We start from the raw sequence: 26,430 nt of genomic DNA, 5'->3' as shown, positions 1-26,430 counted from the left end.
TAGCACATCAATGTAATTATTTTGCTCATACAGTTGATTTGCTTATCCCTCGTCGGATTAACAGGCTCTACGAGACCTTCCGCAATGTTTCTGTCATTATATGGGTCATATATAAAAAATGCGCCCTCCTCTCTAAACTCTAATCTCTAACTGCCAGGCTCAAAATTTCTATTTTCCAGTATTTTAACTATGAGTTCTTCCCCTTCCACATATACTTTTATCATTATTGGATACTTCCTGGTATTTATAAATTTTAAGTCTATAGACCCATAGGATACTGTAGCATCTTCACCTTCAGGTACATATGTTACATCAGAAGAATGAGTATGCCTTTCCGTCACTTCAAGGCCGCATTCTTCCACGGCATTATATAAAGTGGTGGAAAGCTGGCATACCCCTCCGCCTATACCATCTTTTTTCTTATGCCCATCTTCTGTCTTGATTATAATAGGAGCGTATTCATAACCTTTATCTTCAGTCCGTCTTCCTACAACCCGGTTAAATGAAAACTCTTCTCCTGTTTGCAGTATTTTATTATTTATTTTTTCTGCTGCTATTTTTATATTGTTCATCCTCGATTCGCTTTTGTCAACAATGGGAGTTGAATAGCTCGCTATTTCAACAATATTACTTTGTAAATGCTGATTAGTTATATTAGGGTATACCCTTTCTAAAACCAATTCCACTTTCTGCCCTTCCTCTGCATTTAATACATTCTCCAGTGTTTTTCCAATATTTACCTTCAAGCCCGGTTTTCCTTCAAAAATTCCCCAACTTGAAGGCTCCATAATTGCATCCTTTGCTGCAACATCAATTTTCGATGCATGCTCTTGAATCTTTTTAAGCACTTCCTGTCTCGTAAGCCCGCCTACATTTTCATCTTCAAGGTATACGTCTTTTTTTACCCTGGGTTCTCTATTTTTATTTAATATATTTGTATTACAAGATACGATTATTAATAAAAACACAAAAACTAAAGGGCTAAATACAACTATATTTAATAATCTACTATAGTAGTAAATTCTTTTAAATTTACCATCCATATAATACACCTCCGTGTGATTAGTATGGATGGTAAAGAACATATTATTCTTATTTTTCACATTTGTTATAACCATTCATTCCACATTATAACAGCATCTTCACCGTTGTCGGCATAGTATTCCTTGCGAATTCCTGCAGCCTTGAAACCATATTTTTTATATAAAGCTTGGGCTGCCTTGTTACTCTGTCTTACCTCCAGGGTCATTTTGGTAATTCCATCTCTTTTTGCCAAGTTTATCAGCCTTTCAAGCAGCATGCTCCCTATACCCATACGCCTGAATTCAGGATGTACTGCAACATTGGTTATGTGTCCTTCATCGAAGATTTTCCACATTCCTGCATAACCGACTATTCTATCTCCCATTTTTGCAGATAAATATACAGCAAACTTATTATTCTGTAGTTCCTGTAAAAAAGCATTTTTTGTCCATGGAATTGTAAAGCTCAATTTTTCAATAACTATTATATCATCTATATGCCAATTTTCTGTATTCACAATATCAATTTCTTTATCAATTCCCTTCAATTTCCCTCATTCTTTCTGCCTGAGATTTTCTAAGGTAAAATGGAACCAAGCTAAAACAGTCTTCACTTTCCCCTTTGAGGGCGAGATTTAAAGCAATCTCTGCTACAGATGAAGCTCTTTGAAACAAAAGGTTGTACGGAGCAAAAGTGCATCTATCACCTAATTCATTTGAAAAGAAAGCCCTGTGTACAATTACCCCATCTCCTGTAAAAATAACTCTTACCCTGATTTTATCAATATTCTCCCTTTCAACTATATTCTCCCGGATAATTTTAACCAATTCTTCTATTTTTACGCCCATATACTCCGTCAACCTTTGTTGCTCACCTGAAGCCCATTGGTATAAAGCAGTGTATACCTGGTTATTCCTTGCGTCCATTATTGGACATATGATGTGTCGGCAAAAGGGTATATTATAGGCCAATACATCAAGAGTGGGAACGCCAACTACAGGTTTATCCAGAGCATAAGCCATAGTTTTTACAGTGGTAACACCTATCCTTAATCCAGTGAAAGACCCCGGTCCCTTTGATACGGCAAATAAATCAATATCATTCGGACTTAATTCCAAATTTGCCAATAACTCTTCAATCATAAGAATAAGCTTTTGGGAATGCGTCTTTTTGTGATTGAGAGTATATTCACCTAATAGTATCCAATTATCCATAACAGCTACAGAAGCTACCAAGGCCGATGTATCTAGGGCTAGTACTTTCAACCTTTACCTACCTCTTTTCCCATATTTGAAACAAGACAATCCATATACTTCCTGTATCTCTCACCTATAAAATCTATGTGTATTATTCTTCCTTCCTCCACCATAAGGACATCTTTCTCACCCGCATTATTTTTTTTATTGATATTATTTTTCTCTATTCTTACCCATATAAGTTCATCAGGGAGTATTTCTTTTATTAAATCAGCCCACTCAACTACTACAATCCCATCTCCGTATATATACTCTTCAAAACCGATTTCATACATATCTTGAGGGTCTGATATCCGATAAACATCAAAATGGTAAACAGGCAATCTCCCATTATATTCATTTACAATAATAAATGTAGGGCTTGTAACGTATTCTTCAACTCCGAGGGCAGAAGCCACCCCTTTTACAAAAACAGTCTTTCCTACTCCAAGCTCTCCCTCAAGACACACAATATCTCCCTTTTTTAATACAGAACCTAGTAGGAAACCAATATTTCGGGTTTCATGCTCAGATGCCGTCTTAATAGTTATCAACCTTTCACTTCCTCATAAACCACTTCTCCGTTTATTATTGTTGTCACAGCTCTCGATTTTATATCAAAAGGATGTCCGTCAAATATTACTATATCTGCATCTTTTCCCGCCTCCAAGCTTCCAACTCTGTTATCTATGCCGGTTATTTGGGCAGCATTTATTGTTATAGCCTTTAAAGCCTCTTCTTCTTCCATTCCCTCTCTTACAGCCATTGCAGCACAAAGCCAGAGATTCTGTACGGGAATAACGGGATGATCAGTCATAATAGCTACTTTTATTCCTGCTTTAGATAAAACTCCCGGTGTTTTAACACTTAAATTCTTTAGCTCAACTTTGGACCTATCGGTAAGAAATGGTCCTACTATTGCAGGAATTCCTTCTTCAATAAGAATATCTTTTACAAGCTGTCCTTCTGTACAGTGCTCAATTGTTATATTTACGTCAAATTCCTTTGCTATTCTTATTGCAGTAAGGATGTCATCAGCCCTGTGAGCATGAGCCTTTAACGGTATTTCTTTATTTAATACTTTTACAAGTGTGTCCATTTTCATATCAAATTTCGTTTTTTCTTTATTCTCGCTTTCCTTTTTGTCTTCTTCCATGGACTTTTTATATTCTAATGCTTTCTTCAAGTTTTCTCTGAGTAAGGCTGCAGTAGCCATACGAGTAGTAGGCATTTTTTTATTACTTCCGTATACCCTTTTTGGGTTTTCACCAAAGGCTATTTTAACAGCCACAGGCTCTTTAATTATCATATCTTCTACTCGTCTACCGTAAGTTTTCAAAGCAGCAAATTGTCCACCAATAACATTTGCACTTCCCGGCCCGGTCACTACAGTCGTTACCCCATTTTCTCTTGCTTCAACAAAAGACCTGTCCAAGTGGTAGACCCCATCAATAGCTCTCAATTGAGGTGTTATAGGGTCTGTAGACTCGTTCCCGTCTGCTCCCTCAAAACCCGTAGAATCTTCCCACATTCCTACATGACAATGGGCGTCAATGAATCCGGGCAGCACATACTTCCCTTCTGCATCAATAACTTTATCAGTTTCTCTATTAAAACTACTTTCATTTAAATGGCTTTCTCCTTCTCCTACCCTAACTATTTTGCCATTATCAACCATAATATAACCTTTTTCATATACACTACCAGCCATTGTGTATATTTTACCGTTTTTTATTAACAACATATCGATACCCCCTGTCAGATTCAAAATTCAAATATAATAGGGGACTGAGTGAATTAACCCGCCCCCTGTAATATAGCTATCTAACTGCGCATTTAATAACTATCCCCGCATGCAAACAACTATCTCTTGGAGAATTGTGGCGCTCTCCTCGCTTTTTTAAGGCCATATTTTTTCCTTTCTTTCATTCTTGGGTCTCTTGTCAGGAAACCAGCCTTTTTCAAGATAGGCCTTAAAGACTCGTCAGCTTCAAGAAGAGCTCTGGATATACCATGCCTTACGGCTCCCGCCTGCCCTGTAAAACCACCTCCACTTACCTTGCACAGGACGTCAAATTTACCAAGGGTATCGGTTAAAACTAATGGTTGTTTCACTATAACTTTTAAAGTTTCAAGACCAAAATATTCATCAATACTTCTATCATTAATAAATATCTTTCCATCTCCGGGGACGAGTCTGACTCTGGCTACAGATTTTTTTCTTCTTCCTGTTCCATAGTATTGTACTTTACTCATTTAAATCTATTACCTCCATTCAACTCAAATGTTAAGTTCCAGTTTTTCAGGTTTTTGTGCCTGGTGCTTATGTTCATTTCCTCTATAAACCTTAAGCTTTTTAAACATTGCCCTGCCCAGGCTATTTTTCGGTAACATGCCTTTTACTGCAAGTTCTATAGCTTTTTCAGGTTTCGAAGCTAAAAAGTCTCTGTACTTTATTTCCTTCAACCCTCCGGGATACCCTGAATGACGTCTGTAGTACTTCTGATCCAACTTTTTTCCTGTTAGTACTACCTTATCCGCATTCAAGACTATTACATAATCGCCTGTATCTATATGGGGCGTAAACTCCGGCTTATGCTTGCCTCTTAAAATTTTAGCTACTTCACTTGCCAGTCGTCCTAATGGCTTACCTTCTGCATCTACAACATACCATTTCCTAAAAACCTCTTTGGGTTTCGCCATATATGTTTTCATTAACCTATTAACCTCCTTAAAGCTCACCGTCATATTGTAATTTATATTTTTGAATTTTAGTTATGGGCTAAGTTTACAGCACTTTAACATTGTAATATAGATAGGTATTGCGTGTCAAGTATAAAATGCTATTTTTTTAATTTATCTCTTATTTACTCTTTCTTATGGCCATAGCATCCGGTTTTCTTTCTCATAGTCGTTCGCCATTTCATATTTAATATCCAACTTCTCACTTCTCTAATAATACACTTCCATCAGATACAAGCCTTGGGGAGGAGCTGTCCTACCCGCCAATTTCCTATCACATCCCTTAATTATATCGTTAATATATTTAGCTTCAATCTTACCTATACCCACATCGACCAGTGTACCGGCAATAATTCTGACCATATTATACAAAAAACCGTTCCCCGCTATTTCAATTTGAATAATATCATTTCTTCTTATAAGCGATGTCTCCCAAATTGTACGTACAGTACTTTTTACCTGGCTGCCCTTGTCTTTTGCCATAAAACTCCTAAAATTATGGGTACCTATAAGATATAAAGATGCTTCTTTCATTAGTTCAATATTAAGGTTATAGAAAACATGCCAGGATTTATTTCTCAGTAAAGCTGAAGGGTGAGTAGAGTTATATATTAAATATCTATATCTCTTACCTTTAGCTGAAAACCTGGCATGAAAATCTTCATCAACCTCCTCAGACTTTCTTACAACTATGTCATCAGGAAGTATAGTATTTAACGCAAAAGAAAACTTATCTGCCGGAATAGATGAAGATGTATAAAAGTTAGCAACCTGCCCGTATGCATGTACCCCTGAATCAGTCCTGCCTGCACCTATAAGTTTGACCTTTTCATTCGTCAGCTTATAAATCGCATCTTCAATCTTATCCTGGATGGCAAAACCATTTATCTGGCTTTGCCATCCATTATAGTTTGTCCCGTCATATTCGATTGTAAGTTTTATATTGCGCACTGCTTATCACCATACATTAAATTTAACGCAAGCATCAAGAAGTCTCTTTTCTCTTCAATACGTCCAAAGTAAAACAAATTAGGTTTGCTCAAATCATCTTACCGAGCATTGCTGCTCCTACAATTCCTGCATCATTTCCCATCTTTGCAACCCTTAATTGGGTCTGAGGTACATCCTTGGCATAAACATCCCTGCATATATGCTCCCTTAAAGGTTTTAACAAGTATTCCCCTTCTTTACTCACACCTCCGCCAATTACCAATACCTCAGGTGTAAATATATTTATCAGGTTTGTGAGTCCTTCCGCCACATACTTTAAATACCTATCAACCACTTTTTTTGCCGTTTTATCTCCCTGTTTCGCCGCGTCAAAAGGAGTTTTTGCGCTAATTTTACTTAAATCTCCTTCCACCAGCTTGTTTATTAAAGAATCAGGGTTTTCATTTGCTGCTTTTTTAGTCTGCTCAATTAAAGCCATAGCAGAGCCATAAGCTTCCCAACAGCCCTTTCTTCCACAAGTACATAATTCTCCATCAACAACTATTGTCATATGGCCAACTTCAGCAGCTGCACCATTAAATCCGGCGTATACCTTTCCATCAATAACGATACCTCCACCAATTCCGGTACCAAGGGTTATTGTAATTGAATGTTTTACATCACTTGCAGCACCCGCAACACTTTCAGCCAATGCTGCACAATTTGCGTCATTTTCAATTAATATGGGCAAGTTTACATATTTTTGCATCTCTGCTCTCATGGGAACATTTTTAAATTTCAAATTATTTGCGTATAACAATATTCCATTTTTATTATCCGGTGTACCCGGTGCACCAATACCTATACTCTTTACCTCTTTGATATCTATTCCCGCCTCATTTATCAATTTTAAGGAAAGCATTGCCATATCCTTTAAAATATCAGGATATTCTCTTTCCCTCAAGGTTGGAATACTGTCCTTACGTATGATAACACCGTTTTCATCCACTAATCCCGCTGCTATATTAGTCCCTCCCAGGTCAATTCCAATATAATACATACATCTCCACTCTCCCTTGTTAATTACATATATTGTAAATAAAGCAACACGAACACCATAATTGCCATTACTGTTATTATTTTATAATCTATTGAACTAATTTTCAATTGTTTCATTCTTGTCCTTCCCTTACTTCCTCTATAACACCTAGCTTCCATGGCAATTGCCATATCATCGGCACGTCTGAAGGCACTTACAAATAGCGGGACAAGAACAGGGATAAAACTTTTTGCTCTTTGTACAAAGTTTCCCGTATCAAAATCTGCTCCTCTAGAGGCCTGGGCTTTCATAATTTTATCTGTTTCTTCCAATAACGTGGGTATAAACCTTAAAGATATGGTCATCATCATTGCTATTTCGTGGGCCGGTATACCAATACCTTGTAAAGGTCTCATCAGGCTCTCAATAGCGTCTGTAAGAAGTATGGGGGTAGTCGTTAAAGTTAACAATGAAGCTGTAATAACCAGCAATGATAGCCTTAATGCTAGTTTTACCGCTATATCCATACCTTCTAATGTAATTTTTATAAACCCATATTGTATAATTGGTGTACCTTTTGTAGTAAATAAATTTATAATAACAGTAAAAATAACAATAAAGGCAATTGGTTTTAATCCCTTCAAAGTATATTTCAATGGTATTCGGGAAATTACTATAACCATTATGGTAAATATAGTCAACATGAAAAATCCCGTGTAATTATCGACTATAAATATAAGAATCATATATATTAATGAAAGTATTATTTTTACTCTCGGGTCAGCCCTGTGTATGGCAGATTCTCCCGGTATATATTGTCCAAGTGTAATATCCCTAATCATACCTATCACCTTTAAAATTTTTTAGATGCCTCAATATCTCCATTTTCGCATCTTTAACAGTATAAATATTATCATCAATATCAGGGAATACTTTCTTTAATTTCTTCATTAGGTAAGTTATCTGGGGGGCAGAAAGCCCCAGTTGTTCCAGCTTCTCCGTATTTTTAAAAATCTCCTTCACACATCCGTCCATTTCAACCCTGCCCTTATTCATTACTATTACTCTTTTCACCAATCTTGTTATCTCTTCCATATTATGAGATACAAGAATAACTGTAACGCCAAAATCCCTGTAAAGTCTTTCAATGAAATGAAATATTTCATTCCTTCCATTTGGATCAAGTCCCGCAGCCGGTTCATCCAGCACTATTATTTCAGGCTCCATAACCAGCACACCTGCTATAGCCACTCTTCGTTTCTGACCTCCTGAAAGTTCAAAAGGCGATTTTTCCAATATACTTTTATCTAATCCTACAATTTCAATGGCCCTATTTATCTTTTTATCTATTATATTGCTTTCCATTCGGAATTTTCTAAGCCCGAAAGCAATATCTTTATAAACAGTCTCTTCGAACAACTGATGTTCAGGGTATTGGAACACAATACCAACTTGTTTTCGTAACTCCTTTAAATCCTTACTCGATGTATCTATACCATTTACTATTACTTTACCCTGTGTAGGTTTAAGCAAGCCGTTAAAGTGTTGTACAAGGGTAGACTTTCCCGAACCGGTATGCCCAATTATACCAACAAATTCTCCTTTATTAATTTCAATATTTATATCATCCAGTGCCATTCTCTGAAATGGAGTCCCTTTCATATAAACATAAGAAAGGTTTATAACTTTTATGGACATATTACCTCCTTGAAAGTCGCATAAGCTTTGAAATCACGCTAAATGCTTCATCAACAGTAAGCACTCCCCTGGGCAAAACATAGCCCTCTTTTTCCAATTCATATAGCAATTCTGTAACTTGTGGAACATCCAACCTAAGCTTTTTAATTTTTTCTACATCGGAAAATACTTCTTTTGGCGTACCGTCAATTACAACTGAACCATCATCAATAACAATAACTCTGTCTGCCATACAGGCTTCATCCATATTATGAGTAATATGTACAATTGTTATCTTTTCCTCTTTATTTAATTTTTTCAAGACAGCCATTACTTCTTTTCTTCCCATAGGATCCAACATAGCAGTGGCTTCGTCCAGTACTATGCATTCAGGTTTCATTGCCAGTATTCCGGCAATAGCAACTCTTTGCTTCTGACCCCCCGAAAGAAGATAAGGAGAATCTTTGCTATATTCTCTCATTCCCACTATATCCAGTACTTCATCAACACGCCTTCTTATTTCTGCCGGAGGCAGCCCTAGGTTTTCAGGCCCGAAAGCGACATCCTCTTCAACAGTAGTCCCCACTATTTGATTATCAGGATTTTGAAAAACCATGCCTGTAATACGTCTTACTTCCCATATATTAACTTCCTCTTTTGTATTAATACCTTTTACCAACACTACCCCTTCGGAAGGCAATAGTAAAGCATTCATAAGTTTTGCCAATGTAGATTTTCCGGAACCGTTCCTGCCCAATATTACGGTAAACTTACCTTTTTCAATATTTACATTTATTTTTGAAAGTGCTTCAATTCCACTTTCCGTTTCTTCAGTCTTATAAATGTGGCTTACATTTATTACTTCAATAAAATTGCTCTCCATTTATACTCCTTTTAAAATATAAAATTAGGGATAAGGCAAACTTTTGTTATACCTAATCCCTTGCTCTTTATAATTTGATATTTTGTTCCATTAATCAACCAACTCAAGGATAACCATTTGTGCAGCATCCCCTTTTCTGGGACCTAGCTTGTAAATCCGGGTATATCCGCCTTTTCTGTCTTTATACTTAGGTGCAATCTCATCAAATAGCTTGTTTACTACATTTATTCTATTCCCCTTGTTATCCTTTATTCTGTAAACCCACTTCATTATTTGCCTTCTCGCATGCAGTCTTGAAGGATTATCTACCGTTACCATATCAGTTTTTTCTTCTCTCTCTACGACTTCATATTTTTTATTGTTTTTTGATGTAACGGATTTCGTTATTTTTCTGCCCGAGCTATCTAATCTTGCTGCACTAATTTTAATTTGTCTTGATGTAAAATTATCAACTTCTTTTACTGCAAGGGCTATTAATTTTTCAGCAATATTTTTCACTTCCTTCGCCCTTGCTTCTGTTGTTTCTACTTTGCCATTTGCTATTAGTGATGTTACAAGGCCCTTTAAGATCGCCATTCTTTGGTCAGTCGGACGTCCTAATTTTCTTTGCAGCGGCATTTTGAAATTACCTCCCTTGCTTTTAATCTTTCCTTGTCACGTTAATCTTCACTTTGGGCTAATGATAGTCCTAATGCATTCAGTTTTTGAAGGACTTCTTCGAGAGACTTTCTTCCAAGGTTTCTAACCTTCATCATATCTTCTTCAGTCCTGCTTATCAGGTCTTCAACTGTATTTATACCCGCTCTCTTGAGACAGTTATATGAACGAACTGATAAATCCAATTCTTCTATAGTCATCTCCAGGACTTTCTCTTTCTTGGTTTCTTCTTTTTCCACCATTATCTCTGTATGCTTTGCCTGTTCAGATAAATCGATAAACAGATTCAAATGTTCACTCAGTATTTTTGCACCCAGGCTTATTGCTTCATCCGGTTTAATAGTACCATTGGTCCATACTTCCAGTATGAGTTTGTCAAAATCAGTATCTTGACCAACACGGGTATTTTCAACCAGGTAGTTGACTTTTCTTATAGGTGTGTATATTGAGTCTACGGGTATAACCCCTATAGGCTGCCCAGGCAGTTTATTTTTTTCCGCGGTAACATATCCTCTTCCCCTATTTAAAACCATTTCCATATAAAACCTGCCATCTCCATTCAAGGTAGCAATATGCAGGTTGGGGTTCAGGACTTCTACGTCAGCATCTGCCTTTATGTCCTTTGCCAATACCGGTCCTTCGCCCTCTGCATCAATATAAACCACTTTTGGTCCTTCACTATGAAGCTTTACGGATAATTCTTTTATGTTAAGTATTATTTCCGTTACATCTTCTATCACTCCCGGAACAACAGAAAATTCATGTAATACACCATCTATTTTTATCGACGTTACGGCTACCCCCGGCAGTGAAGAAAGTAATACTCTCCTTAATGAATTACCCAACGTTATTCCATATCCCCGTTCAAGAGGTTCTACAACAAATTTCCCATACTTGTTATCTTCATTTAATTCAGTGCATTCAATTCTAGGTTTTTCTATTTCCAACATTATAAACCCTCCCCTGCAAATCTTTTTTTAATGAGGGCAACTAATCACTTCGAATACAGCTCAACAATCAGGTGTTCTTGGACAGGAAGGTCAATTTCCTCTCTTGAAGGAAGAGAAACAACTTTTCCTGTCAAATTATCAGGATCAAACTCAAGCCATTTCGGAATAACCTTGCCTCTGGTTTTTTCAAGTATTTCTTTGAATTTTTCCGAATTTCTGCTTTTTTCCGTAACAGTAATAATATCACCGGGTTTTAAAAGGTACGAAGGAATATTAACCCTCTTACCATTTACATAAAAATGATTGTGCCGTACTAATTGCCTTGCCTCCGGTCTTGATGTGGCCAGTCCAAGTCTATATACCACATTGTCCAGGCGGCTTTCCAATATTCTAAGAAGGTTTTCACCTGTAACACCTTTCATGTTAGTTGCCATTTCAAAATATTTTCTAAATTGTTTTTCAAGCACTCCATAGAATCTACGGGCTTTTTGTTTTTCCCTTAATTGCATGCCGTATTCAGAGAGCTTTCTCCTTTGTTGGCCATGTTGTCCAGGTGAATAAGCTCTCCTATTAATTGCACATTTCTCTGTGTAACACCTATCTCCTTTTAGAAAAAGCTTCTCTCCTTCTCTGCGGCACAGTTTACATGATGGCCCTGTGTACCTTGCCATTTGGTTTAACACCTCCATTATATATCTGACTATCACTAGATTTTATTTTAGTTGTCACAGTAACTTATACTCTCCTTCTCTTCGGCGGTCTGCAGCCATTGTGTGGAATAGGCGTGACATCCTTTATCAGGCTTACTTCCAATCCTGCAGCCTGTAGAGCTCTTATAGCAGCTTCTCTGCCTGATCCGGGTCCTTTTACATAAACTTCAACAGTTTTCATTCCATGCTCCATAGCTGCTTTAGCAGCAGTTTCTGCAGCCATTTGGGCTGCAAATGGAGTACTTTTTTTTGAACCCCTAAAGCCCAGCGCACCTGCACTTGCCCATGAAACAGTATTTCCTGCCATATCTGTTATTGTAACAATTGTATTATTAAAAGTTGAGCGTATATGGGCTGCCCCACGTTCAATATTCTTCCGTTCTCTTCTTCTTCTTGCAGTCCTCTTTCCAACAGTTTTTGTTGCCATTAAAATCTTTACCTCCCTTTTGATTACTATTTCACTACTTCTTTCTTTGAACTCCTACTGTCTTTGCAGGACCCTTTCTTGTTCTGGCGTTGGTTTTTGTCCTTTGCCCCCTCACAGGGAGTCCCTGTCTATGTCTCCTTCCCCTATAACAGCCGATTTCAATAAGTCTTTTAATGTTTAAGGCAATTTCTCTCCTCAAATCTCCCTCTACTTTATGCTCCTTTTCAATTACTTCTCTTAGCCTGCTTATTTCATCATCAGTTAAATCTTTAACTCTTGTATCAGGATTAATACCTGTTTTTGCCAATATTTCCTTTGATTTTGACCTCCCAATACCAAAAATATAAGTAAGGCCAACTTCCACCCTCTTATCCCTCGGTAAATCAACACCGGCAATACGTGCCATTGACTTTTACACCTCCATCATTCTAATTAAAATTAACAATTCAATATTACAAAATTTATATGAACATCGCAGGCCGTGATTTCCCACGCAGCCGCTGCCCGGATGCTTTTTTTCAACACATCTTTCTATTATTATCCTTTATTATCCTTGTTTTTGCTTATGTTTGGGGTTCTCGCAAATCACTCTCACTTTACCTTTTCTTTTAATTACCTTACATTTCTCACAAATTTGTTTTACTGATGGTCTTACTTTCATAATAATCCCTCCTTTGGTTTATCGATTTATTTAGCTCTCCAGACAATTCTACCCCTTGATAAATCGTAGGGTGAAAGTTCAAGACTTACCTTATCTCCCGGTAATATTCGAATAAAATTCATCCGAAGTTTTCCCGAGATATGTGCAAGCACCCTATGCCCATTCTCAAGTTCAACCACAAACATGGCATTCGGTAACGCTTCTACTACTTTACCCTCAACTTCAATTACGCCTTCCTTAGACAAAATCTCAACCCTCCTTGTCTTTTTCAAGACTTTCAATGTTTTGCGCATACCGTGCAATCTCTTTCCTTATTTCAGCATTAGTAATCTTCATTCTATTCTCCAGCTTTTTACTTAAAGAGTCTATCATAATTCCGCTGGACTCAATATGCTTAATCTTTTTTTTCTTAGGTTTTTCAATTTTTCTAAGGTCACCATCCGAAATTAAAACATACTTATTATCAATAATATCTACTATAATAAACTTCCTGCCGGCATCTCTTCCCGCCGTGGAGCATACTAGTTCTCCCAAATTAAATGTCACCTTTATCACCTCTGGCTAAAGGAATGAGGCATTTATTTATATTGCCGTTAAAATAACACTTTAACTTATTTTTGTCAATATTAAAGGTTCATTTCCCGTGATCAATATTGTATTTTCATAGTGCGCCGATAAACTTCCGTCTTCAGTCACTACTGTCCATTTGTTGTCTAAAAGCTTAACACGGTAACCACCTTCATTTACCATAGGTTCAATAGCCAGTGTCATCCCCTGTTCTAATCTCGGACCTCTTTCTCTTGTCCGGTAGTTAGGCACTTGAGGGGCTTCATGCATCTCCCTTCCTATACCATGTCCTACATAATCACGTATAACCGAATAACCATGTCTCTCTACATAATTCTGTATTGCCGTTGATATATCAATTATCCTCTTTCCTCTTACAGCAAACTCAATACCTTTATAAAAGCTTTCTCTTGTTACTTTTATCAGCCTTTCGGCATTTCCGGAGATATTTCCTACAGGGAAAGTCCTTGCAGCATCAGCATGATATCCGTTGTAATATACTCCTATATCAATACTTATAATATCTCCACCTTTTAACATTCTTAAACCCGGTATTCCATGCACAACCTCATCATTTACAGATGCACATATGCTTGCCGGGTAGTCCGGCGCACCTAAAGAACTTCTATATCCCTTAAAGGACGGTGTTGCACCATATTTTTTAATTATTTCTTCAGTAATTCTGTCCAGCTCGAGAGTTGTAATTCCGGGCGCTATTGTCTCTTTTAGCTTTTCCAGGACAATAGCAGTTATTTCTCCCGCTTTTCTCATTATATCAATTTCATGCTGTGACTTTATTGTTATCATTTATTCTACACCTATTCTATACCCAGTGCTTTCATTACTTCCTTGGTTGTATCCTCAATTTTCTCCTGACCTTCCACCGTCAAAAGCAACCCCTTTTTTCTATAGTAATTTATTAAAGGTTCCGTCTGCCGGTGATACGTTTTTATTCTGCTTACTACTGTCTCTTCCTTATCATCATCCCTCTGTATAACCTTTGATTTGCAATCGTCACATTCTCCTTCCACAGATGGGGGATTATATTTAATATGATAGCTCTTACCGCATTTCTGACAAACTCTTCTTCCTGAAAGCCTTTCAATAATTTTTTCATCAGTTACGAAAATATTAACCACAAGGTCAAGGGATATACCCATCCGGGACAAAACATCCTCAAGAGCTTCGGCCTGGGGAATAGTCCTGGGAAATCCGTCAAGAATAAAGCCATTTTTGCAGTCGGCCTCTTTCAGTCTTTCTTCAACAATTTTTATGGTTATTTCATCAGGGACAAGCATTCCTCTATCAATATACTCTTTTGCCTTCCTGCCCAATTCAGTTCCATTCTTTATATTATTTCTAAATATATCCCCAGTAGAAATATGAGGAATTTTAAGCTTTTCGGAAAGCACTTCTGCCTGTGTCCCCTTGCCTGCCCCAGGAGCTCCCAACAATACAATTCTCATAATTACAACACTCCTTTATTTTATCGACACTGCCTTTATTCAAGGAATCCTTTATAATGTCTCATAAGCATATGGGCTTCCACCTGCTTGACTGTGTCCATAGCTACACCTACAAGGATTAATATTGCAGTCCCACTAAACCATATCCCCTGTATTTTAAAAATCATACCTAATATATGAGGAAGTATAGTAATTGCAGCAAGAAATACTCCTCCAAACCAGGTAATTCTATTTAATACTTTCGTTATATAATCGGAAGTTGGTTTGCCTGGCCTTATACCCGGTATAAATCCGCCGTTTTTCTTCATATTGTTTGCTACTTCTACAGGATTAAATTGAATTATGGTATAGAAAAATGTAAAGAATATTATCAACAAAGCATAAATTATGGCATACCCTACACCCTGCTGTGCATTTTTAAACCACAGCACAATAGGGTTTGTAGAGTTAGGTGCAAACAAAGATATTATTGTTGACGGAAAGGCCATAATCGACATGGCAAATATAATTGGTATAACTCCTGCCAAATTAACTTTTATAGGCAAGTGAGTATTCTGTCCGCCATATACCTTCCTCCCAACAACTCTTTTTGCATATTGGACAGGTATTCTTCTTTCTGCTTCCTGTACCCATATAACTGCAGCAATAACTGCAACAAAAACCAGTAATATTAGTATAACTGCAATAATTCTAAATACACCTGTACCTAAAGCTCCTGCTATAAAAAGCCTGCCAAGTGTTATAGCTCCTTGAGGCCCTCTAGATACTATACCTGCAAATATTATTAACGATATCCCATTACCAATACCATATTCCGTTATCTGTTCTCCCAACCACATCAGAAAAGCAGTACCAGCTGAAAATGTCAATGTTATAGTTATAAAATTGAGAACCGGATTACCTGCATTTACCGCACTTCTCATACCAAAATACAAAGCTGTTGCCTGGATGAAACCCAATATTACTGTACCGTACCTTGTATATTGGGCAATGATCTTTCTTCCTTCTTCGCCTTCTTTTGCCAGCTGCTCAAGCCTTGGTATTGCTACTGTAAGCAAATTCATAATAATAGAGGAGTTGATGTATGGGGTTATGCTCATAGCAAAAACTGTAACGTTTGAAAACGCACCTCCTGCTATAATATCCATAAAGCTGAAAAGTTGTCCCCCATGCTCTATGAGGTTTCTAAACTTTTCTGCATCCAATCCTGGTACAGGGATATGCGAACCAATTCTAAAAACTATTAGCATTAGAATTGTAAATATCATCCTTTTTCGCAAATCCCTAATATTCCAGGCGTTTTTTAATGTTTGAAGCATTCCACCCATACTATACCACCTCGACCTTTCCTCCCGCAGCCTCTATTTTTTCAGCTGCTGTCCTAGTAAATCTTGCGGCCTGGACAGTTAACTTCTTATTTAAATCACCATTCCCCAATACTACTATTCCGTCTTTCAACTCTTTAACCAGTCCTTTTTCTTTCATTAATTCCTGAGTAACTACAGTTTCATCATCGAATATATTTAAAGCTTCCAATTTTACTTCGGCATATTCTTTTGCAAATCTTTTATTGTTAAATCCTCTTTTTGGTATTCTTCTATAAAGAGGCATCTGGCCACCTTCAAACCCAATCCTTACTCCACCGCCGGACCTTGCTTTCTGACCTTTGTGTCCCCTGCCGGCAGTTTTTCCATTACCGGAACCCGGACCCCTACCTTTTCTCTTAGGAAGTTTCTTTGAACCGGGAGCAGGTTTTAATTCATGTAATTTCACGTCTATACCTCCTTCAAATCTCTTCCACTTCAATAAGATGGTTAACTTTTCTTATCATGCCTCTAATCTGTGGCGTGTCATCATGTTCTACACAACTGCCGATCTTTTTTAGCCCGAGGGCCTTAACTGTTGCCGCTTGATCAGTTTTAACACTGTTTGTACTTCTCTTTAAAGTAATTTTTAACTTTGCCACTAAAACCCCTCCTAGCCAACTATTTCTTCTAAAGTCTTACCACGGAGTTTTGCAACTTCCTCTACTGTTTTTAACTGTGCAAGACCTTCAACTGTTGCCCTAACCATATTTATTGGATTATTAGAACCTAAAGATTTCGTCCTTATATCTCTTATTCCTGCCAATTCCAATACAGCCCTTACGGGACCCCCAGCTATTATACCGGTACCGACACCTGCAGGTTTTAATAAAACTTTGCCGGCACCATATTCTCCCACTACCTCGTGAGGAATTGTTGTCTCCACTAAAGGTACTTTTATCAAATTTTTCTTGGCATCTTCGATTCCTTTTCTTATTGCATCAGGTATTTCAGCAGCTTTACCCAGGCCTGCACCTACCCGGCCATTCTCATCTCCTACAACGACAAGGGCGCTAAAGCGAAAGTTTCTTCCGCCTTTTACTACTTTGGCGACACGGCTTATATTAACGACTTTTTCTTTAAGTTCTGTAATGTTCGGATCATTTGGTTGCAATTTATTCCCCTCCTTCTAAAATTCCAGTCCTGCTTCTCTTGCAGCTTCTGCAAGTTCCTTGACTCTTCCGTGGTATATATATCCTCCGCGGTCTAATACGACTTTTTTTATTCCCATTCCTAAAGCTTTTTCCCCAATAAGTCTTCCTACAGCTTTTGCTGCTTCCTTATTTCCCCCACATTTTACTTTCTCTTTTAATAATGGGTCCAGAGTTGAAGCCGCTACAATAGTATTTCCTGTAGTATCATCAATAATTTGGGCATAAATATGCTTTAAACTTCTGAAAACATTTAATCTTGGCCTTTCCGGTGTCCCAATAATTTTGTTCCTTACTCTAAGGTGCCTTCTTTTTCTTTCTTTATTTTTGTTAGGTTTCTTTATCATTTCCTTTCAACTCCCTCCTGTACCATTTAGTCCAACTATTATTTTGCTCCTGCTTTACCCGCTTTTGTTCTGACTACTTCATTTTCATATTTAATACCTTTTACAGCATTGTTTGACAGATAAGCAGATGGTTTTCGTTTGCTTCTTATTTTTGCAGCGCATTCTCCAACCGCTTGTTTATCACAGCCTTTTACAATAATTTTATTCGGTGCAGGAACATCAATAGTGATACCTTCCGGTTCCTCAATTTCAACAGGATGAGAATACCCCAGGTTAATAATAAGCTTTTTCCCTTGTTTTTGTGCCCTGTAACCAACACCGCTGACATCCAATGCTTTTTCAAACCCTTTAGTTACACCAATTATCATATTATTAATAAGGCTCCTGGTCAAACCATGAAGTGCCTTATGAACTTTAATGTCTGAAGGTCTCTTAACCACTATTTTTCCACCTTCAACTTCTATTATCATATCTTTATGAAATACTTTTGTCAAAGTGCCTTTAGGACCTTTAACAGTAATTACATTATTGCTGTTAATGCCTACATTAACATTTTTCGGTATCTCAATAGGCATTTTCCCAACTCTCGACATATTCAAACCTCCTGCTCTTAAAATTATGAGTGGAAATCCCACCCTTTTCAGAAACAACCAATTAAAATCAATTTTACCAAATAAACGCAAGCACCTCTCCGCCTATACCCTCATTCCTTGCACCCTTATCAGTCATAATTCCTTTTGACGTAGATATAATAGCTATTCCCAATCCTCCTAGCACTTTTGGTATTTCATCTTTTCCCGCGTATACTCTCAATCCCGGCTTGCTTATTCTTTTTATACCGCTTATTATATTTCGTTTATTTGCGGCATATTTTAGCTTAATTCTGATAATTCCCTGTTTTCCATCTTCTATTATTTCATAATTTTCTATATAGCCCTCGTCTTTTAATATTCTTGCAATTTCCTTTTTTATATTGGAAGCCGGTATGTCCACGCTTTCATGCTTTGCATTGCTAGCATTCCTTATCCTGGTTAACATATCGGCAATAGCGTCTGTTGTCTGCATATGCTAAAACCTCCTTTTCCAAAGATTCATCTACCAGCTCGCCTTTTTTACGCCGGGAATTTGTCCTTTATACGCCAACTCCCTAAAGCAAAGGCGGCACACGCCAAATTTCCTCATATATGCCCGCGGCCTCCCACACAGTTTGCACCGGTTATATGCCCGGGTACTGTATTTAGGTTTCCTTTGCTGTTTCATTATCAAAGATTTTTTGGCCATGCAATAATTGCCTCCTTTTTTAATTATTACTAAACGGCATCCCAAGTAATCTCAACAATTCTTTTGCTTCTTCATCGGTTTTTGCTGTAGTAACGAAAGTTATTTCCATTCCCCTGACCTTGTCAATCTTATCATAGTTTATTTCCGGAAATATCAACTGCTCACGTATTCCAAGAGAATAATTGCCTCTTCCGTCAAAAGAATTACCCGGAACTCCTCTAAAATCTCTAACACGCGGTAATGCAATATTAAACAGTTTATCGGCGAACTCATACATCCTATCTCCACGTAATGTTACCTTACATCCAATACTCATTCCCTGCCTTACTTTAAATGCTGCAACAGATTTTTTTGCCTTTGTTACAATAGGTTTTTGCCCTGATATTGTCGCCAAATCTTCTACTGCCGAATCAATTGCCTTCGGATTTTCCTTAGCTTCTCCTACCCCCATGTTAATAACAACTTTTTCAAGCTTCGGTACCTGCATGAAATTTTTATATTTAAACCTGGCCTGTAAGCTAGGAACTACCTCCTTAAGATATTTTTCTTTAAGCCTATTCATTACTTCAACCTCCTTTCAAGGCTATATCCTATTTACCCTGCTTTGCATCCTTTATTATATCAATTATTTCATTACACTTTTTGCATACCCTTGCCTTTTGCCCCTTGTCTAATATACTTTTTGCTATTTTTGTAGGTTTATCACATCTTGGGCAGACAAGCATTACATTGGAGCTATCTATTGGCGCTTCTTTATCAATTATACCGCCCTGTTGGTTTATTCTTCTTGGCTTTGTATGCCTTTTTACTACATTTACATTCTCAACAGTAACTTTTCCTTTAGCAGGGTATACTTTCAGTACCCTTCCCCTTTTTCCTTCATTCTTACCGGTTAAAACATATACCAAATCACCGGCTTTAACGTGAACTTTATTTTTCAATTTCCTTCGCCTCCTCCTTCACAGCACTTCCGGCGCCAATGATAATATTTTCATAAAATCTTTATCCCTTAATTCCCTTGCTACCGGCCCAAATATTCTAGTCCCCCTTGGATTATTATCATCTCTTATAATAACTGCCGCATTCTCGTCAAACTTTATATATGATCCATCAGGCCTTCTTAAACCTGTTTTTGAGCGTACAATAACGCATTTAACAATTTCACCTTTTTTTACAACTCCACCTGGTGTTGCATTTTTAACAGACGCAACCACTATATCACCTATGTTGGCGTATTTTCTTTTTGAGCCGCCAAGTACCTTGATACACATCATTTCCTTTGCCCCTGTATTGTCTGCCGATTTCAACATTGTTTGAACCTGGATCATAATCAATGCCTCCTTCCCTTACTTCCCTTATGTCTCGCTGTTAACACCATCCATTTAATGTGCTTTCACAATTCCTCCAACTATTTAACTATTTTATTAACTATTTTAACTAACGTGCCTTCTCAATTATTTCAACTACACGCCATCTTTTATCTTTACTTAATGGACGGGTTTCCATAACTTTTACCTTATCCCCTTCTTTACATTCATTTTTTTCATCATGAGCTTTTAATTTTTGTGTCCGTTTTACAACCTTTTTATATAAAGGATGCTTTACATTTGTCTCTACCGCAACTACTACTGTTTTATCCATTTTATCGCTAATTACTTTTCCTACACGAACTTTTCTTCTTGCCCTCTGTACTTCCGACGACACTATGCGTTACCTCCTTCCAAAAACATACAAGTTATTATTCATTTTTCTTTAATTCTCTTTCCCTCATTATAGTTTTCACCCTTGCAATAGATCTCTTGACTTCCTTTAATTTCATAGGGTTGTCTAGCTGATTGGTAGCATGTTGAAAACGTAATTTAAATAATTCCGACTTTAATTCTCGTAATTCTTCATTCAATTCCTGCTGTGTTTTTTCTCTAAGTTCGCTAGCTTTCATTTACTTCACCACCCATTTCCTGACCGCGGGTTACAAATTTGCACTTTATAGGAAGCTTATGAGCAGCAAGCCTCAATGCTTCACGTGCCACATCTTCCGGTACTCCCGCAATCTCAAATAATATTCTCCCGGGTTTTACTACTGCCACCCAGTACTCCGGAGAACCCTTCCCGCTTCCCATACGGGTTTCTGCCGGTTTCTTTGTTACAGGTTTATCCGGAAATATTTTAACCCACACCTGGCCACCCCTTTTAATAAAACGGGTCATGGCCACCCTGGCAGCTTCTATTTGATTACTGGTAATCCAAGCCGGCTCTAATGCCTTAAGCCCGTACTCACCGTTGCTGATCGTATTTCCTCTGGTAGCAATACCTTTCATTCTTCCCCTCTGAACTTTTCTGTACTTTACTCTTTTAGGCATTAGCATCAGCGATCTCCTCCTTCCGCTTTTTTAGCCTTCTTAGCCGGAAGGACTTCTCCTTTATAAATCCATACCTTAACTCCAATTTTCCCGTAAGTAGTGTTTGCCTCAGCAAACCCATAATCTATATCTGCTCTTAATGTCTGTAAAGGTATCGTTCCTTCATGGTAATGTTCTGTCCTTGCTATTTCTGCTCCGCCAAGCCTTCCGCTAACAGCAGTTTTTATTCCTTTTGCCCCTAATTTCATTGCCCTTGACATAGCCTGTTTCATTGCTCTCCTGAATGAAACTCTTTTCTCCAATTGGGATGCAATATTCTCGGCTACCAATTGGGCATCCAATTCAGGAGTTTTTATTTCCGATATATTTATTAGTACACTTCTATTGGTTAACTTCTCCAGCTCTTTTCTTAATTCTTCTATACCGGTACCACCTTTTCCTATAACAAGTCCAGGCTTTGCAGTATTTACATTAATTCTGACTTTGTTTGCAAACCGCTCAATTTCTATTCGAGAAATCCCTGCTAAATATAATTTATTCTTAATATGCTTTCTAATCTTAACATCTTCTATAAGCAAATCGCTAAAATTCTTGTTATTAGCATACCATTTTGTATCCCAATCCTTAATAATACCGATTCTCAGCCCATGAGGGCTTACTTTTTGTCCCATTATCCAACCTCCTTGCCCTTATTCTCTTTCCCGTAAAACTATAGTTATATGACTGGTTCTTTTTCTTATCCTATTAGCACTTCCCCGTGCCCTGGGCCTGATTCTCTTTAATGTAGGACCCTGATTCGCATACGCATCTGCTACATACAAGTTATCTCTATCCAATTCATTATTATTGACTGCATTAGCCTCTGCAGATTTTAACAGTTTAAACAGAATTCCTGATGCAGCTTTAGGAGTATACTTTAATATTGCGTATGCTTCGTCCAAATCTTTTCCTTTTATCAGGTCTATTACAATTTTCACTTTCCTCGATGAAATCCTCGCAAACTTAAGGACTGCCCGACCCTCATCCTTACCTATTCCTAATGAATGTTTCTCTCTTTTTGTAAGGAGGGCAGGTTTTTTTGATTTTTTATGTGTAGTGTTGTATATCTCTGCCAATTTATATTTTTGCCTCGTTGACTTATCTCTTAATATCGCATCTTTAGCCAAAACAGAACTCCTCCTTTCTAAACATGCCCATCTAATTACTTGAGAGCAGTCGACCTTTCAGTATGATGTCCATGTCCTCTAAAAGTCCTGGTCGGGGCAAATTCTCCAAGTTTGTGACCTACCATTTCTTCCGTTATATAGATTGGTACATGTTTTCTTCCATCATGTACTGCTATTGTGTGTCCAACCATTTGGGGAAAAATTGTTGAAGCCCTAGACCAGGTCTTAATTACTCTTTTTTCATTTTTTTCGTTCATATGTTCAATCTTTTTCAAAAGCTTTGGGTCTACATAAGGCCCTTTCTTTAACGATCTACCCATTTAATTGATTCAGTCCTCCTTTCCCAATTCACACTTGACAATTATTAACCTTTTCTCTTCTTAATAATATACCGGTCTGATTTTTTATTTTTCTTTCTTGTCTTATAACCCAGTGTAGGCTTACCCCAAGGAGTAACAGGAGAAGGCCTGCCAATCGGAGATTTTCCTTCGCCTCCGCCATGGGGATGGTCTACAGGATTCATTGCAGAACCACGTACAGTAGGCCTTATACCAAGCCAACGATTCCTGCCTGCTTTTCCAATTGATATGTTTTCATGCTCAATATTTCCCACTTGGCCAACAGTAGCTTTGCAGTCAATATTAACCATCCGGACTTCACCGGAAGGAAGACGTATTTGCGCATAGTCACCTTCCTTTGCTATTAACTGTGCATAAGTCCCGGCTGCTCTAACAAGTTGACCACCTTTGCCCGGTTTCAACTCAATATTATGAACTAATGAACCTACTGGTATATTAGCAAGAGAAAGAGCATTTCCCGGTTTTATGTCTGCTTTCTCACCTGATTCTATAATATCCCCTATTTTAATATCTGCAGGGGCAAGAATATATCTTTTCTCACCGTCCACATAATGGAGCAATGCAATATTAGCTGTCCTATTAGGGTCATATTCTATAGCAGCCACCTTTGCAGGTATGCCGTCTTTATTTCTTCTAAAGTCAATTATTCTATACTTCCTCTTTGTCCCGCCTCCCCTATGGCGTACAGTTATCCTTCCGTTTGCGTTTCTCCCCCCGCTTTTAACTTTGGGTGCCAACAAAGATTTTTCCGGCCTTTTTTTTGTAATATCTTCAAAAGATAATGCCGTCATAAATCTTCTTCCAGGGGATACAGGATTAAACTTCTTTATTGCCATTATATTCTCACTCCTTCAAACAAATACTATTCAACAATTCCAAATTCTTCAATGGCAGTTTTATATTTTTTAGAACCAGCAACCAGTTTACCGCCTTTTGTAAGGTATGTTTCGGGTTCCGGATTAGTATCTATTTTTACAATAGCTTTTTTCCAGTCAGGCCTTTTACCTTCATGGACACCTAATCTTTTGGTTTTCCCTTTACAATTAATGGTATTTACTTTCAGCACTTTAACCTGAAACAATTTTTCAACTGCTTGTTTAATTTCAGTTTTATTGGCCTTTGGATTAACTATAAAGGTGTACTTCCCTTCTGCAGCTTCCTGGTAAGTTTTTTCCGTAACATGAGGCCTGATAATAATATCTTCTAAGAATTTCATTATACGTACACCTCCTCAACTTTTTGTACTGCATCTTTAGTTATAATAAACTTATCATACTTAAGAATGTCAAAAACATTTATTGTGTTGACAAATGCCGTCTTTATACCGGGTATGTTCCGTGCAGACTTTTCAACATTTTCATTCTTACCTTCTAATACTATTAAAGCACTGGTATCTACATTTAAGTTGTTAAGCACTTTAACCATCTGTTTGGTCTTAATCTGATCAAATCTTAAATCTTCAAGGACAATAAGTTTTTCTTCGTTTACCTTGGATGTTAAGGCTGATTTCAAAGCTTGCCGTTTTACCTTTTTAGGCAATGTATATTTATAACTTCTTGGTTTAGGTCCTAATGCTATTCCTCCTTTTATCCATTGAGGTGCCCTAATACTTCCCTGTCTTGCCCTTCCGGTACCCTTTTGCCTCCACGGTTTTCTACCTCCACCGCGTACTTCGCCTCTGGTCTTTGTAGACTGGGTACCCTGCCTTTTATTGGCTAATTGATTTACAACTACCAGGTGAAGTAAATTCGGATTTACATCAACTCCAAATATTTCATCTTTTAGTTCTATCTCACCTACAACATCTCCATCTATGTTATGCACATCAACTTTCGGCATTTAAATTCCTCCCTTCCCGAACTATCTTCTGCCAGCTTTGACAGTTTCTTTTATAAGAAGTAAGCCACCTTTAGGACCTGGTACTGAACCTTTTAACAAAAGTAAATTTCTTTCCTCGTCCACTTTAACTACGTCAAGATTCTGTATTGTAACTCTTTCTGCTCCCATATGTCCTGGGAGTTTCTTCCTCTTGAAAACTCTTCCAGGATCTGTGTTTGCTCCCATGGAACCTGGTCTTCTGTGGTACATAGAACCATGAGTTTCACGGCCTCTCGAAACACCAAAACGCTTTATAACCCCTTGAAATCCTTTTCCTTTGGAAGTACCCGTAACATCTACTCTGTCTCCTGGTGTAAATACATCCGATACTTTTATCTCCTGGCCATTCTCATACTTACCGACATCGTCCACTCTAAATTCTCTAATGTATCTTTTCGGAGTTATTTTATACTTCTTAAACTCTCCAAGTCCCGGCCTATTTACCTTTCTTTCAGGAATATCTTCAAACCCCAACTTCAATGCAGTGTATCCATCATTTTCCATAGTCTTTTTCTGTACTACTGTACATGGACCGGCCTTTATTACGGTAACCGGAATAATAAAACCTTCTTCATCAAAAATTTGAGTCATACCTATTTTTTTCCCTAACATGAATTTGTTCATTATTACTTCCCTCCAAATGGTTATTGGTCCATAAATCTATAATTACATTCATTTGCCATCTTCATTTTTTAATACTATTTTAGATTTTATGGACATGACCAAAATTTACTTTCTTTATAGTTTAATTTCTATATCAACACCAGCCGGTAAATCCAGTCTCATAAGAGCATCTACAGTTTTCGGCGTGGGTTGGAGAATATCTATCAGTCTTTTGTGTGTCCTCATTTCAAACTGCTCACGTGCATCCTTATATTTATGCGGCGCTCTTAATATAGTAATAATTTCTTTCTCCGTCGGAAGGGGTACCGGTCCGGAAACAGTTGCGCCTGTTCTTTTTGCCGTCTCTACAATCTTTTCAGCCGATTGGTCTAATATCTGGTAATCAAATGCTTTTAACCTTATCCTTATTTTTTGTTTGTTTGCCATACCTAAACCTCCTTATTCAGTTACATACAACAAGCACTCTACTGTACACTACGCCGGGTGTTTCCTTTTGCATCATTTAAAAACCCAGGCTTCCTCACCAGCAATAAAGCTAAGTTTAAACCTGGGGCAAATACTGCTACACAGCTAGCACGTTTGCAAAAAACATCTCACATGTACAGTGACTTGTCGCCCGGTTTCTAGAATCGGACATTCTCTATGGAAATTCCCTATCATAATTTTGATAGCAACCTTCCACTTCATCGTATGTCTCGTCACAACAGACAATATTGTACTACATTAATATTTTAATTTCAAGATGTTTTTTTGTTTTTTTCTCGACAATATAATCAAGGCTCTGAGTGTAATGCTCAAAGCCTTGGTATAAATCCGGCAGAGACCTACTTTCCCGGGACGTCGCCATCCAAGTATCATCGGCGCTTGAGAAGCTTAACTTCCGTGTTCGGGATGGGAACGGGTGTGTCCTTCTCGCTATTTCCACCGGAAATC

44 protein-coding genes and 1 rRNA gene are annotated in these 26,430 nt (G+C 37.7%); all 45 read right to left on the bottom strand.

The window, feature by feature from the left end; translation table 11 throughout:
* Positions 1-146: 146 nt before the first annotated feature.
* The 45 genes from HPY74_11265 to rrf all read right to left on the bottom strand — a co-directional run bounded on the left by HPY74_11265 (position 147) and on the right by rrf (position 26,426).
* A complete protein-coding gene (locus tag HPY74_11265; protein NSW91227.1) occupies positions 147-1,043 on the bottom strand; it encodes a VanW family protein in 897 nt (298 codons plus the stop codon).
* A 65-nt stretch (positions 1,044-1,108) separates the two neighbouring features.
* Entirely contained in the window at positions 1,109-1,570 is a 462-nt protein-coding gene (gene rimI, locus HPY74_11260) for a ribosomal protein S18-alanine N-acetyltransferase (protein NSW91226.1), read from the bottom strand.
* On the bottom strand, positions 1,557-2,288 hold the full coding sequence (gene tsaB, locus HPY74_11255; GenBank protein NSW91225.1) for a tRNA (adenosine(37)-N6)-threonylcarbamoyltransferase complex dimerization subunit type 1 TsaB: 732 nt from the start codon (positions 2,286-2,288) through the stop codon (positions 1,557-1,559). The genes rimI and tsaB overlap by 14 nt, the downstream gene beginning before the upstream one ends.
* Entirely contained in the window at positions 2,285-2,812 is a 528-nt protein-coding gene (gene tsaE, locus HPY74_11250; protein ID NSW91224.1) for a tRNA (adenosine(37)-N6)-threonylcarbamoyltransferase complex ATPase subunit type 1 TsaE, read from the bottom strand. Before tsaE ends, tsaB begins: the two co-directional genes overlap by 4 nt.
* Positions 2,809-4,002 carry an amidohydrolase gene (locus HPY74_11245; protein ID NSW91223.1) on the bottom strand — a complete coding sequence of 398 codons (1,194 nt, stop codon included), beginning with the start codon at positions 4,000-4,002 and terminating at the stop codon, positions 2,809-2,811. Before HPY74_11245 ends, tsaE begins: the two co-directional genes overlap by 4 nt.
* A gap of 119 nt (positions 4,003-4,121) precedes the next feature.
* Positions 4,122-4,514 carry a 30S ribosomal protein S9 gene (gene rpsI, locus HPY74_11240; protein NSW91222.1) on the bottom strand — a complete coding sequence of 131 codons (393 nt, stop codon included), beginning with the start codon at positions 4,512-4,514 and terminating at the stop codon, positions 4,122-4,124.
* 24 nt (positions 4,515-4,538) lie between these two features.
* A complete protein-coding gene (gene rplM, locus HPY74_11235; GenBank protein NSW91221.1) occupies positions 4,539-4,973 on the bottom strand; it encodes a 50S ribosomal protein L13 in 435 nt (144 codons plus the stop codon).
* A 237-nt stretch (positions 4,974-5,210) separates the two neighbouring features.
* Positions 5,211-5,951 (bottom strand): tRNA pseudouridine(38-40) synthase TruA, encoded by a 741-nt coding sequence (gene truA / locus HPY74_11230; protein NSW91220.1) that lies wholly within the window; start codon positions 5,949-5,951, stop codon positions 5,211-5,213.
* A gap of 88 nt (positions 5,952-6,039) precedes the next feature.
* The gene (locus HPY74_11225) at positions 6,040-6,990 is read right to left on the bottom strand and encodes an ROK family protein (protein NSW91219.1); all 951 of its coding nucleotides are present in this window, start codon (positions 6,988-6,990) and stop codon (positions 6,040-6,042) included.
* Positions 6,991-7,013: 23 nt separating this feature from the next.
* Complete coding sequence (locus HPY74_11220) at positions 7,014-7,811, bottom strand: energy-coupling factor transporter transmembrane protein EcfT (protein NSW91218.1); 798 nt, start codon at positions 7,809-7,811, stop codon at positions 7,014-7,016.
* Positions 7,804-8,667, bottom strand: coding sequence for an energy-coupling factor transporter ATPase (locus HPY74_11215; protein ID NSW91217.1), 864 nt, complete (start codon positions 8,665-8,667; stop codon positions 7,804-7,806). The genes HPY74_11220 and HPY74_11215 overlap by 8 nt, the downstream gene beginning before the upstream one ends.
* A 1-nt stretch (position 8,668) precedes the next feature.
* Positions 8,669-9,529, bottom strand: coding sequence for an energy-coupling factor transporter ATPase (locus tag HPY74_11210; protein ID NSW91216.1), 861 nt, complete (start codon positions 9,527-9,529; stop codon positions 8,669-8,671).
* A 90-nt stretch (positions 9,530-9,619) separates the two neighbouring features.
* Entirely contained in the window at positions 9,620-10,147 is a 528-nt protein-coding gene (gene rplQ, locus HPY74_11205) for a 50S ribosomal protein L17 (protein ID NSW91215.1), read from the bottom strand.
* 41 nt (positions 10,148-10,188) lie between these two features.
* Positions 10,189-11,136, bottom strand: coding sequence for a DNA-directed RNA polymerase subunit alpha (locus HPY74_11200; protein ID NSW91214.1), 948 nt, complete (start codon positions 11,134-11,136; stop codon positions 10,189-10,191).
* Between the two features lie 44 nt (positions 11,137-11,180).
* Positions 11,181-11,807: a 30S ribosomal protein S4 gene (gene rpsD / locus HPY74_11195; GenBank protein ID NSW91213.1), complete on the bottom strand. Its 627-nt coding sequence runs from the start codon at positions 11,805-11,807 to the stop codon at positions 11,181-11,183.
* A gap of 64 nt (positions 11,808-11,871) precedes the next feature.
* A complete protein-coding gene (rpsK, locus tag HPY74_11190; protein ID NSW91212.1) occupies positions 11,872-12,273 on the bottom strand; it encodes a 30S ribosomal protein S11 in 402 nt (133 codons plus the stop codon).
* A gap of 34 nt (positions 12,274-12,307) precedes the next feature.
* A complete protein-coding gene (gene rpsM / locus HPY74_11185; GenBank protein ID NSW91211.1) occupies positions 12,308-12,679 on the bottom strand; it encodes a 30S ribosomal protein S13 in 372 nt (123 codons plus the stop codon).
* 141 nt (positions 12,680-12,820) lie between these two features.
* On the bottom strand, positions 12,821-12,934 hold the full coding sequence (gene rpmJ, locus HPY74_11180) for a 50S ribosomal protein L36 (GenBank protein NSW91210.1): 114 nt from the start codon (positions 12,932-12,934) through the stop codon (positions 12,821-12,823).
* 26 nt (positions 12,935-12,960) lie between these two features.
* The gene (gene infA, locus HPY74_11175) at positions 12,961-13,179 is read right to left on the bottom strand and encodes a translation initiation factor IF-1 (protein ID NSW91209.1); all 219 of its coding nucleotides are present in this window, start codon (positions 13,177-13,179) and stop codon (positions 12,961-12,963) included.
* A gap of 4 nt (positions 13,180-13,183) precedes the next feature.
* A complete protein-coding gene (locus tag HPY74_11170; protein NSW91208.1) occupies positions 13,184-13,480 on the bottom strand; it encodes an RNA-binding protein in 297 nt (98 codons plus the stop codon).
* Positions 13,481-13,540: 60 nt separating this feature from the next.
* On the bottom strand, positions 13,541-14,308 hold the full coding sequence (gene map, locus HPY74_11165) for a type I methionyl aminopeptidase (protein ID NSW91207.1): 768 nt from the start codon (positions 14,306-14,308) through the stop codon (positions 13,541-13,543).
* Between the two features lie 11 nt (positions 14,309-14,319).
* On the bottom strand, positions 14,320-14,967 hold the full coding sequence (locus HPY74_11160) for an adenylate kinase (protein NSW91206.1): 648 nt from the start codon (positions 14,965-14,967) through the stop codon (positions 14,320-14,322).
* Between the two features lie 35 nt (positions 14,968-15,002).
* Complete coding sequence (gene secY / locus HPY74_11155) at positions 15,003-16,295, bottom strand: preprotein translocase subunit SecY (protein NSW91205.1); 1,293 nt, start codon at positions 16,293-16,295, stop codon at positions 15,003-15,005.
* Between the two features lies 1 nt (position 16,296).
* Positions 16,297-16,740 (bottom strand): 50S ribosomal protein L15, encoded by a 444-nt coding sequence (rplO, locus tag HPY74_11150; protein ID NSW91204.1) that lies wholly within the window; start codon positions 16,738-16,740, stop codon positions 16,297-16,299.
* A gap of 13 nt (positions 16,741-16,753) precedes the next feature.
* Positions 16,754-16,933, bottom strand: coding sequence for a 50S ribosomal protein L30 (rpmD, locus tag HPY74_11145; protein NSW91203.1), 180 nt, complete (start codon positions 16,931-16,933; stop codon positions 16,754-16,756).
* Between the two features lie 11 nt (positions 16,934-16,944).
* The gene (gene rpsE, locus HPY74_11140; GenBank protein ID NSW91202.1) at positions 16,945-17,445 is read right to left on the bottom strand and encodes a 30S ribosomal protein S5; all 501 of its coding nucleotides are present in this window, start codon (positions 17,443-17,445) and stop codon (positions 16,945-16,947) included.
* Between the two features lie 15 nt (positions 17,446-17,460).
* The gene (rplR, locus tag HPY74_11135; GenBank protein NSW91201.1) at positions 17,461-17,829 is read right to left on the bottom strand and encodes a 50S ribosomal protein L18; all 369 of its coding nucleotides are present in this window, start codon (positions 17,827-17,829) and stop codon (positions 17,461-17,463) included.
* Between the two features lie 38 nt (positions 17,830-17,867).
* On the bottom strand, positions 17,868-18,422 hold the full coding sequence (gene rplF, locus HPY74_11130) for a 50S ribosomal protein L6 (GenBank protein NSW91200.1): 555 nt from the start codon (positions 18,420-18,422) through the stop codon (positions 17,868-17,870).
* Between the two features lie 73 nt (positions 18,423-18,495).
* Positions 18,496-18,894: a 30S ribosomal protein S8 gene (gene rpsH / locus HPY74_11125; protein NSW91199.1), complete on the bottom strand. Its 399-nt coding sequence runs from the start codon at positions 18,892-18,894 to the stop codon at positions 18,496-18,498.
* A gap of 30 nt (positions 18,895-18,924) precedes the next feature.
* Positions 18,925-19,110 (bottom strand): type Z 30S ribosomal protein S14, encoded by a 186-nt coding sequence (locus HPY74_11120; GenBank protein ID NSW91198.1) that lies wholly within the window; start codon positions 19,108-19,110, stop codon positions 18,925-18,927.
* A gap of 19 nt (positions 19,111-19,129) precedes the next feature.
* The gene (gene rplE, locus HPY74_11115) at positions 19,130-19,672 is read right to left on the bottom strand and encodes a 50S ribosomal protein L5 (protein ID NSW91197.1); all 543 of its coding nucleotides are present in this window, start codon (positions 19,670-19,672) and stop codon (positions 19,130-19,132) included.
* Between the two features lie 28 nt (positions 19,673-19,700).
* On the bottom strand, positions 19,701-20,051 hold the full coding sequence (locus HPY74_11110) for a 50S ribosomal protein L24 (GenBank protein ID NSW91196.1): 351 nt from the start codon (positions 20,049-20,051) through the stop codon (positions 19,701-19,703).
* An 18-nt stretch (positions 20,052-20,069) separates the two neighbouring features.
* Positions 20,070-20,438 carry a 50S ribosomal protein L14 gene (gene rplN / locus HPY74_11105; GenBank protein NSW91195.1) on the bottom strand — a complete coding sequence of 123 codons (369 nt, stop codon included), beginning with the start codon at positions 20,436-20,438 and terminating at the stop codon, positions 20,070-20,072.
* Between the two features lie 109 nt (positions 20,439-20,547).
* Complete coding sequence (gene rpsQ, locus HPY74_11100; protein NSW91194.1) at positions 20,548-20,751, bottom strand: 30S ribosomal protein S17; 204 nt, start codon at positions 20,749-20,751, stop codon at positions 20,548-20,550.
* A gap of 97 nt (positions 20,752-20,848) precedes the next feature.
* Complete coding sequence (gene rpmC, locus HPY74_11095) at positions 20,849-21,049, bottom strand: 50S ribosomal protein L29 (protein NSW91193.1); 201 nt, start codon at positions 21,047-21,049, stop codon at positions 20,849-20,851.
* Positions 21,039-21,476 (bottom strand): 50S ribosomal protein L16, encoded by a 438-nt coding sequence (gene rplP, locus HPY74_11090; protein NSW91192.1) that lies wholly within the window; start codon positions 21,474-21,476, stop codon positions 21,039-21,041. Before rplP ends, rpmC begins: the two co-directional genes overlap by 11 nt.
* Positions 21,476-22,141, bottom strand: a complete 666-nt coding sequence (gene rpsC / locus HPY74_11085) for a 30S ribosomal protein S3 (protein NSW91191.1) — start codon at positions 22,139-22,141, stop codon at positions 21,476-21,478. The genes rplP and rpsC overlap by 1 nt, the downstream gene beginning before the upstream one ends.
* An 18-nt stretch (positions 22,142-22,159) precedes the next feature.
* Positions 22,160-22,636: a 50S ribosomal protein L22 gene (gene rplV, locus HPY74_11080; protein ID NSW91190.1), complete on the bottom strand. Its 477-nt coding sequence runs from the start codon at positions 22,634-22,636 to the stop codon at positions 22,160-22,162.
* Between the two features lie 35 nt (positions 22,637-22,671).
* The gene (gene rpsS / locus HPY74_11075) at positions 22,672-22,956 is read right to left on the bottom strand and encodes a 30S ribosomal protein S19 (protein ID NSW91189.1); all 285 of its coding nucleotides are present in this window, start codon (positions 22,954-22,956) and stop codon (positions 22,672-22,674) included.
* A gap of 44 nt (positions 22,957-23,000) precedes the next feature.
* Positions 23,001-23,831: a 50S ribosomal protein L2 gene (gene rplB, locus HPY74_11070; protein ID NSW91188.1), complete on the bottom strand. Its 831-nt coding sequence runs from the start codon at positions 23,829-23,831 to the stop codon at positions 23,001-23,003.
* 26 nt (positions 23,832-23,857) lie between these two features.
* The gene (rplW, locus tag HPY74_11065) at positions 23,858-24,211 is read right to left on the bottom strand and encodes a 50S ribosomal protein L23 (protein NSW91187.1); all 354 of its coding nucleotides are present in this window, start codon (positions 24,209-24,211) and stop codon (positions 23,858-23,860) included.
* Positions 24,211-24,834 (bottom strand): 50S ribosomal protein L4, encoded by a 624-nt coding sequence (gene rplD / locus HPY74_11060; protein NSW91186.1) that lies wholly within the window; start codon positions 24,832-24,834, stop codon positions 24,211-24,213. Before rplD ends, rplW begins: the two co-directional genes overlap by 1 nt.
* A gap of 21 nt (positions 24,835-24,855) precedes the next feature.
* Positions 24,856-25,497 carry a 50S ribosomal protein L3 gene (gene rplC / locus HPY74_11055; GenBank protein ID NSW91185.1) on the bottom strand — a complete coding sequence of 214 codons (642 nt, stop codon included), beginning with the start codon at positions 25,495-25,497 and terminating at the stop codon, positions 24,856-24,858.
* Positions 25,498-25,611: 114 nt separating this feature from the next.
* Complete coding sequence (gene rpsJ, locus HPY74_11050; protein ID NSW91184.1) at positions 25,612-25,923, bottom strand: 30S ribosomal protein S10; 312 nt, start codon at positions 25,921-25,923, stop codon at positions 25,612-25,614.
* A gap of 385 nt (positions 25,924-26,308) precedes the next feature.
* Positions 26,309-26,426, bottom strand: a 5S ribosomal RNA gene (rrf, locus tag HPY74_11045).
* Positions 26,427-26,430 lie beyond the last annotated feature (4 nt).

Source organism: Bacillota bacterium, assembly GCA_013314855.1.
Lineage (GTDB): Bacteria > Bacillota > Clostridia > Acetivibrionales > DUMC01 > Ch48.
This window is presented reverse-complemented; position numbering and strand designations above follow the sequence as displayed.

What these genes read in the sequence shown, in the direction of transcription:
- HPY74_11265 (NSW91227.1), bottom strand. Translation starts at nt 1,043, where the DNA reads ATGGATGGTAAATTTAAAAGAATTTACTACTATAGTAGATTATTAAAT.
- HPY74_11245 (NSW91223.1), bottom strand. Translation starts at nt 4,002, where the DNA reads ATGTTGTTAATAAAAAACGGTAAAATATACACAATGGCTGGTAGTGTA.
- rpsI (NSW91222.1), bottom strand. Translation starts at nt 4,514, where the DNA reads ATGAGTAAAGTACAATACTATGGAACAGGAAGAAGAAAAAAATCTGTA.
- rplM (NSW91221.1), bottom strand. Translation starts at nt 4,973, where the DNA reads ATGAAAACATATATGGCGAAACCCAAAGAGGTTTTTAGGAAATGGTAT.
- HPY74_11225 (NSW91219.1), bottom strand. Translation starts at nt 6,990, where the DNA reads ATGTATTATATTGGAATTGACCTGGGAGGGACTAATATAGCAGCGGGA.
- HPY74_11220 (NSW91218.1), bottom strand. Translation starts at nt 7,811, where the DNA reads ATGATTAGGGATATTACACTTGGACAATATATACCGGGAGAATCTGCC.
- HPY74_11215 (NSW91217.1), bottom strand. Translation starts at nt 8,667, where the DNA reads ATGTCCATAAAAGTTATAAACCTTTCTTATGTTTATATGAAAGGGACT.
- HPY74_11210 (NSW91216.1), bottom strand. Translation starts at nt 9,529, where the DNA reads ATGGAGAGCAATTTTATTGAAGTAATAAATGTAAGCCACATTTATAAG.
- rplQ (NSW91215.1), bottom strand. Translation starts at nt 10,147, where the DNA reads ATGCCGCTGCAAAGAAAATTAGGACGTCCGACTGACCAAAGAATGGCG.
- HPY74_11200 (NSW91214.1), bottom strand. Translation starts at nt 11,136, where the DNA reads ATGTTGGAAATAGAAAAACCTAGAATTGAATGCACTGAATTAAATGAA.
- rpsD (NSW91213.1), bottom strand. Translation starts at nt 11,807, where the DNA reads ATGGCAAGGTACACAGGGCCATCATGTAAACTGTGCCGCAGAGAAGGA.
- rpsK (NSW91212.1), bottom strand. Translation starts at nt 12,273, where the DNA reads ATGGCAACAAAAACTGTTGGAAAGAGGACTGCAAGAAGAAGAAGAGAA.
- rpsM (NSW91211.1), bottom strand. Translation starts at nt 12,679, where the DNA reads ATGGCACGTATTGCCGGTGTTGATTTACCGAGGGATAAGAGGGTGGAA.
- rpmJ (NSW91210.1), bottom strand. Translation starts at nt 12,934, where the DNA reads ATGAAAGTAAGACCATCAGTAAAACAAATTTGTGAGAAATGTAAGGTA.
- map (NSW91207.1), bottom strand. Translation starts at nt 14,308, where the DNA reads ATGATAACAATAAAGTCACAGCATGAAATTGATATAATGAGAAAAGCG.
- HPY74_11160 (NSW91206.1), bottom strand. Translation starts at nt 14,967, where the DNA reads ATGAGAATTGTATTGTTGGGAGCTCCTGGGGCAGGCAAGGGGACACAG.
- secY (NSW91205.1), bottom strand. Translation starts at nt 16,295, where the DNA reads ATGGGTGGAATGCTTCAAACATTAAAAAACGCCTGGAATATTAGGGAT.
- rplR (NSW91201.1), bottom strand. Translation starts at nt 17,829, where the DNA reads ATGATAAAGAAACCTAACAAAAATAAAGAAAGAAAAAGAAGGCACCTT.
- rplF (NSW91200.1), bottom strand. Translation starts at nt 18,422, where the DNA reads ATGTCGAGAGTTGGGAAAATGCCTATTGAGATACCGAAAAATGTTAAT.
- rpsH (NSW91199.1), bottom strand. Translation starts at nt 18,894, where the DNA reads ATGCAGACAACAGACGCTATTGCCGATATGTTAACCAGGATAAGGAAT.
- HPY74_11120 (NSW91198.1), bottom strand. Translation starts at nt 19,110, where the DNA reads ATGGCCAAAAAATCTTTGATAATGAAACAGCAAAGGAAACCTAAATAC.
- rplE (NSW91197.1), bottom strand. Translation starts at nt 19,672, where the DNA reads ATGAATAGGCTTAAAGAAAAATATCTTAAGGAGGTAGTTCCTAGCTTA.
- rplN (NSW91195.1), bottom strand. Translation starts at nt 20,438, where the DNA reads ATGATCCAGGTTCAAACAATGTTGAAATCGGCAGACAATACAGGGGCA.
- rpsQ (NSW91194.1), bottom strand. Translation starts at nt 20,751, where the DNA reads ATGGATAAAACAGTAGTAGTTGCGGTAGAGACAAATGTAAAGCATCCT.
- rpmC (NSW91193.1), bottom strand. Translation starts at nt 21,049, where the DNA reads ATGAAAGCTAGCGAACTTAGAGAAAAAACACAGCAGGAATTGAATGAA.
- rplP (NSW91192.1), bottom strand. Translation starts at nt 21,476, where the DNA reads ATGCTAATGCCTAAAAGAGTAAAGTACAGAAAAGTTCAGAGGGGAAGA.
- rpsC (NSW91191.1), bottom strand. Translation starts at nt 22,141, where the DNA reads ATGGGACAAAAAGTAAGCCCTCATGGGCTGAGAATCGGTATTATTAAG.
- rpsS (NSW91189.1), bottom strand. Translation starts at nt 22,956, where the DNA reads ATGGGTAGATCGTTAAAGAAAGGGCCTTATGTAGACCCAAAGCTTTTG.
- rplB (NSW91188.1), bottom strand. Translation starts at nt 23,831, where the DNA reads ATGGCAATAAAGAAGTTTAATCCTGTATCCCCTGGAAGAAGATTTATG.
- rplW (NSW91187.1), bottom strand. Translation starts at nt 24,211, where the DNA reads ATGAAATTCTTAGAAGATATTATTATCAGGCCTCATGTTACGGAAAAA.
- rplD (NSW91186.1), bottom strand. Translation starts at nt 24,834, where the DNA reads ATGCCGAAAGTTGATGTGCATAACATAGATGGAGATGTTGTAGGTGAG.
- rplC (NSW91185.1), bottom strand. Translation starts at nt 25,497, where the DNA reads ATGAACAAATTCATGTTAGGGAAAAAAATAGGTATGACTCAAATTTTT.
- rpsJ (NSW91184.1), bottom strand. Translation starts at nt 25,923, where the DNA reads ATGGCAAACAAACAAAAAATAAGGATAAGGTTAAAAGCATTTGATTAC.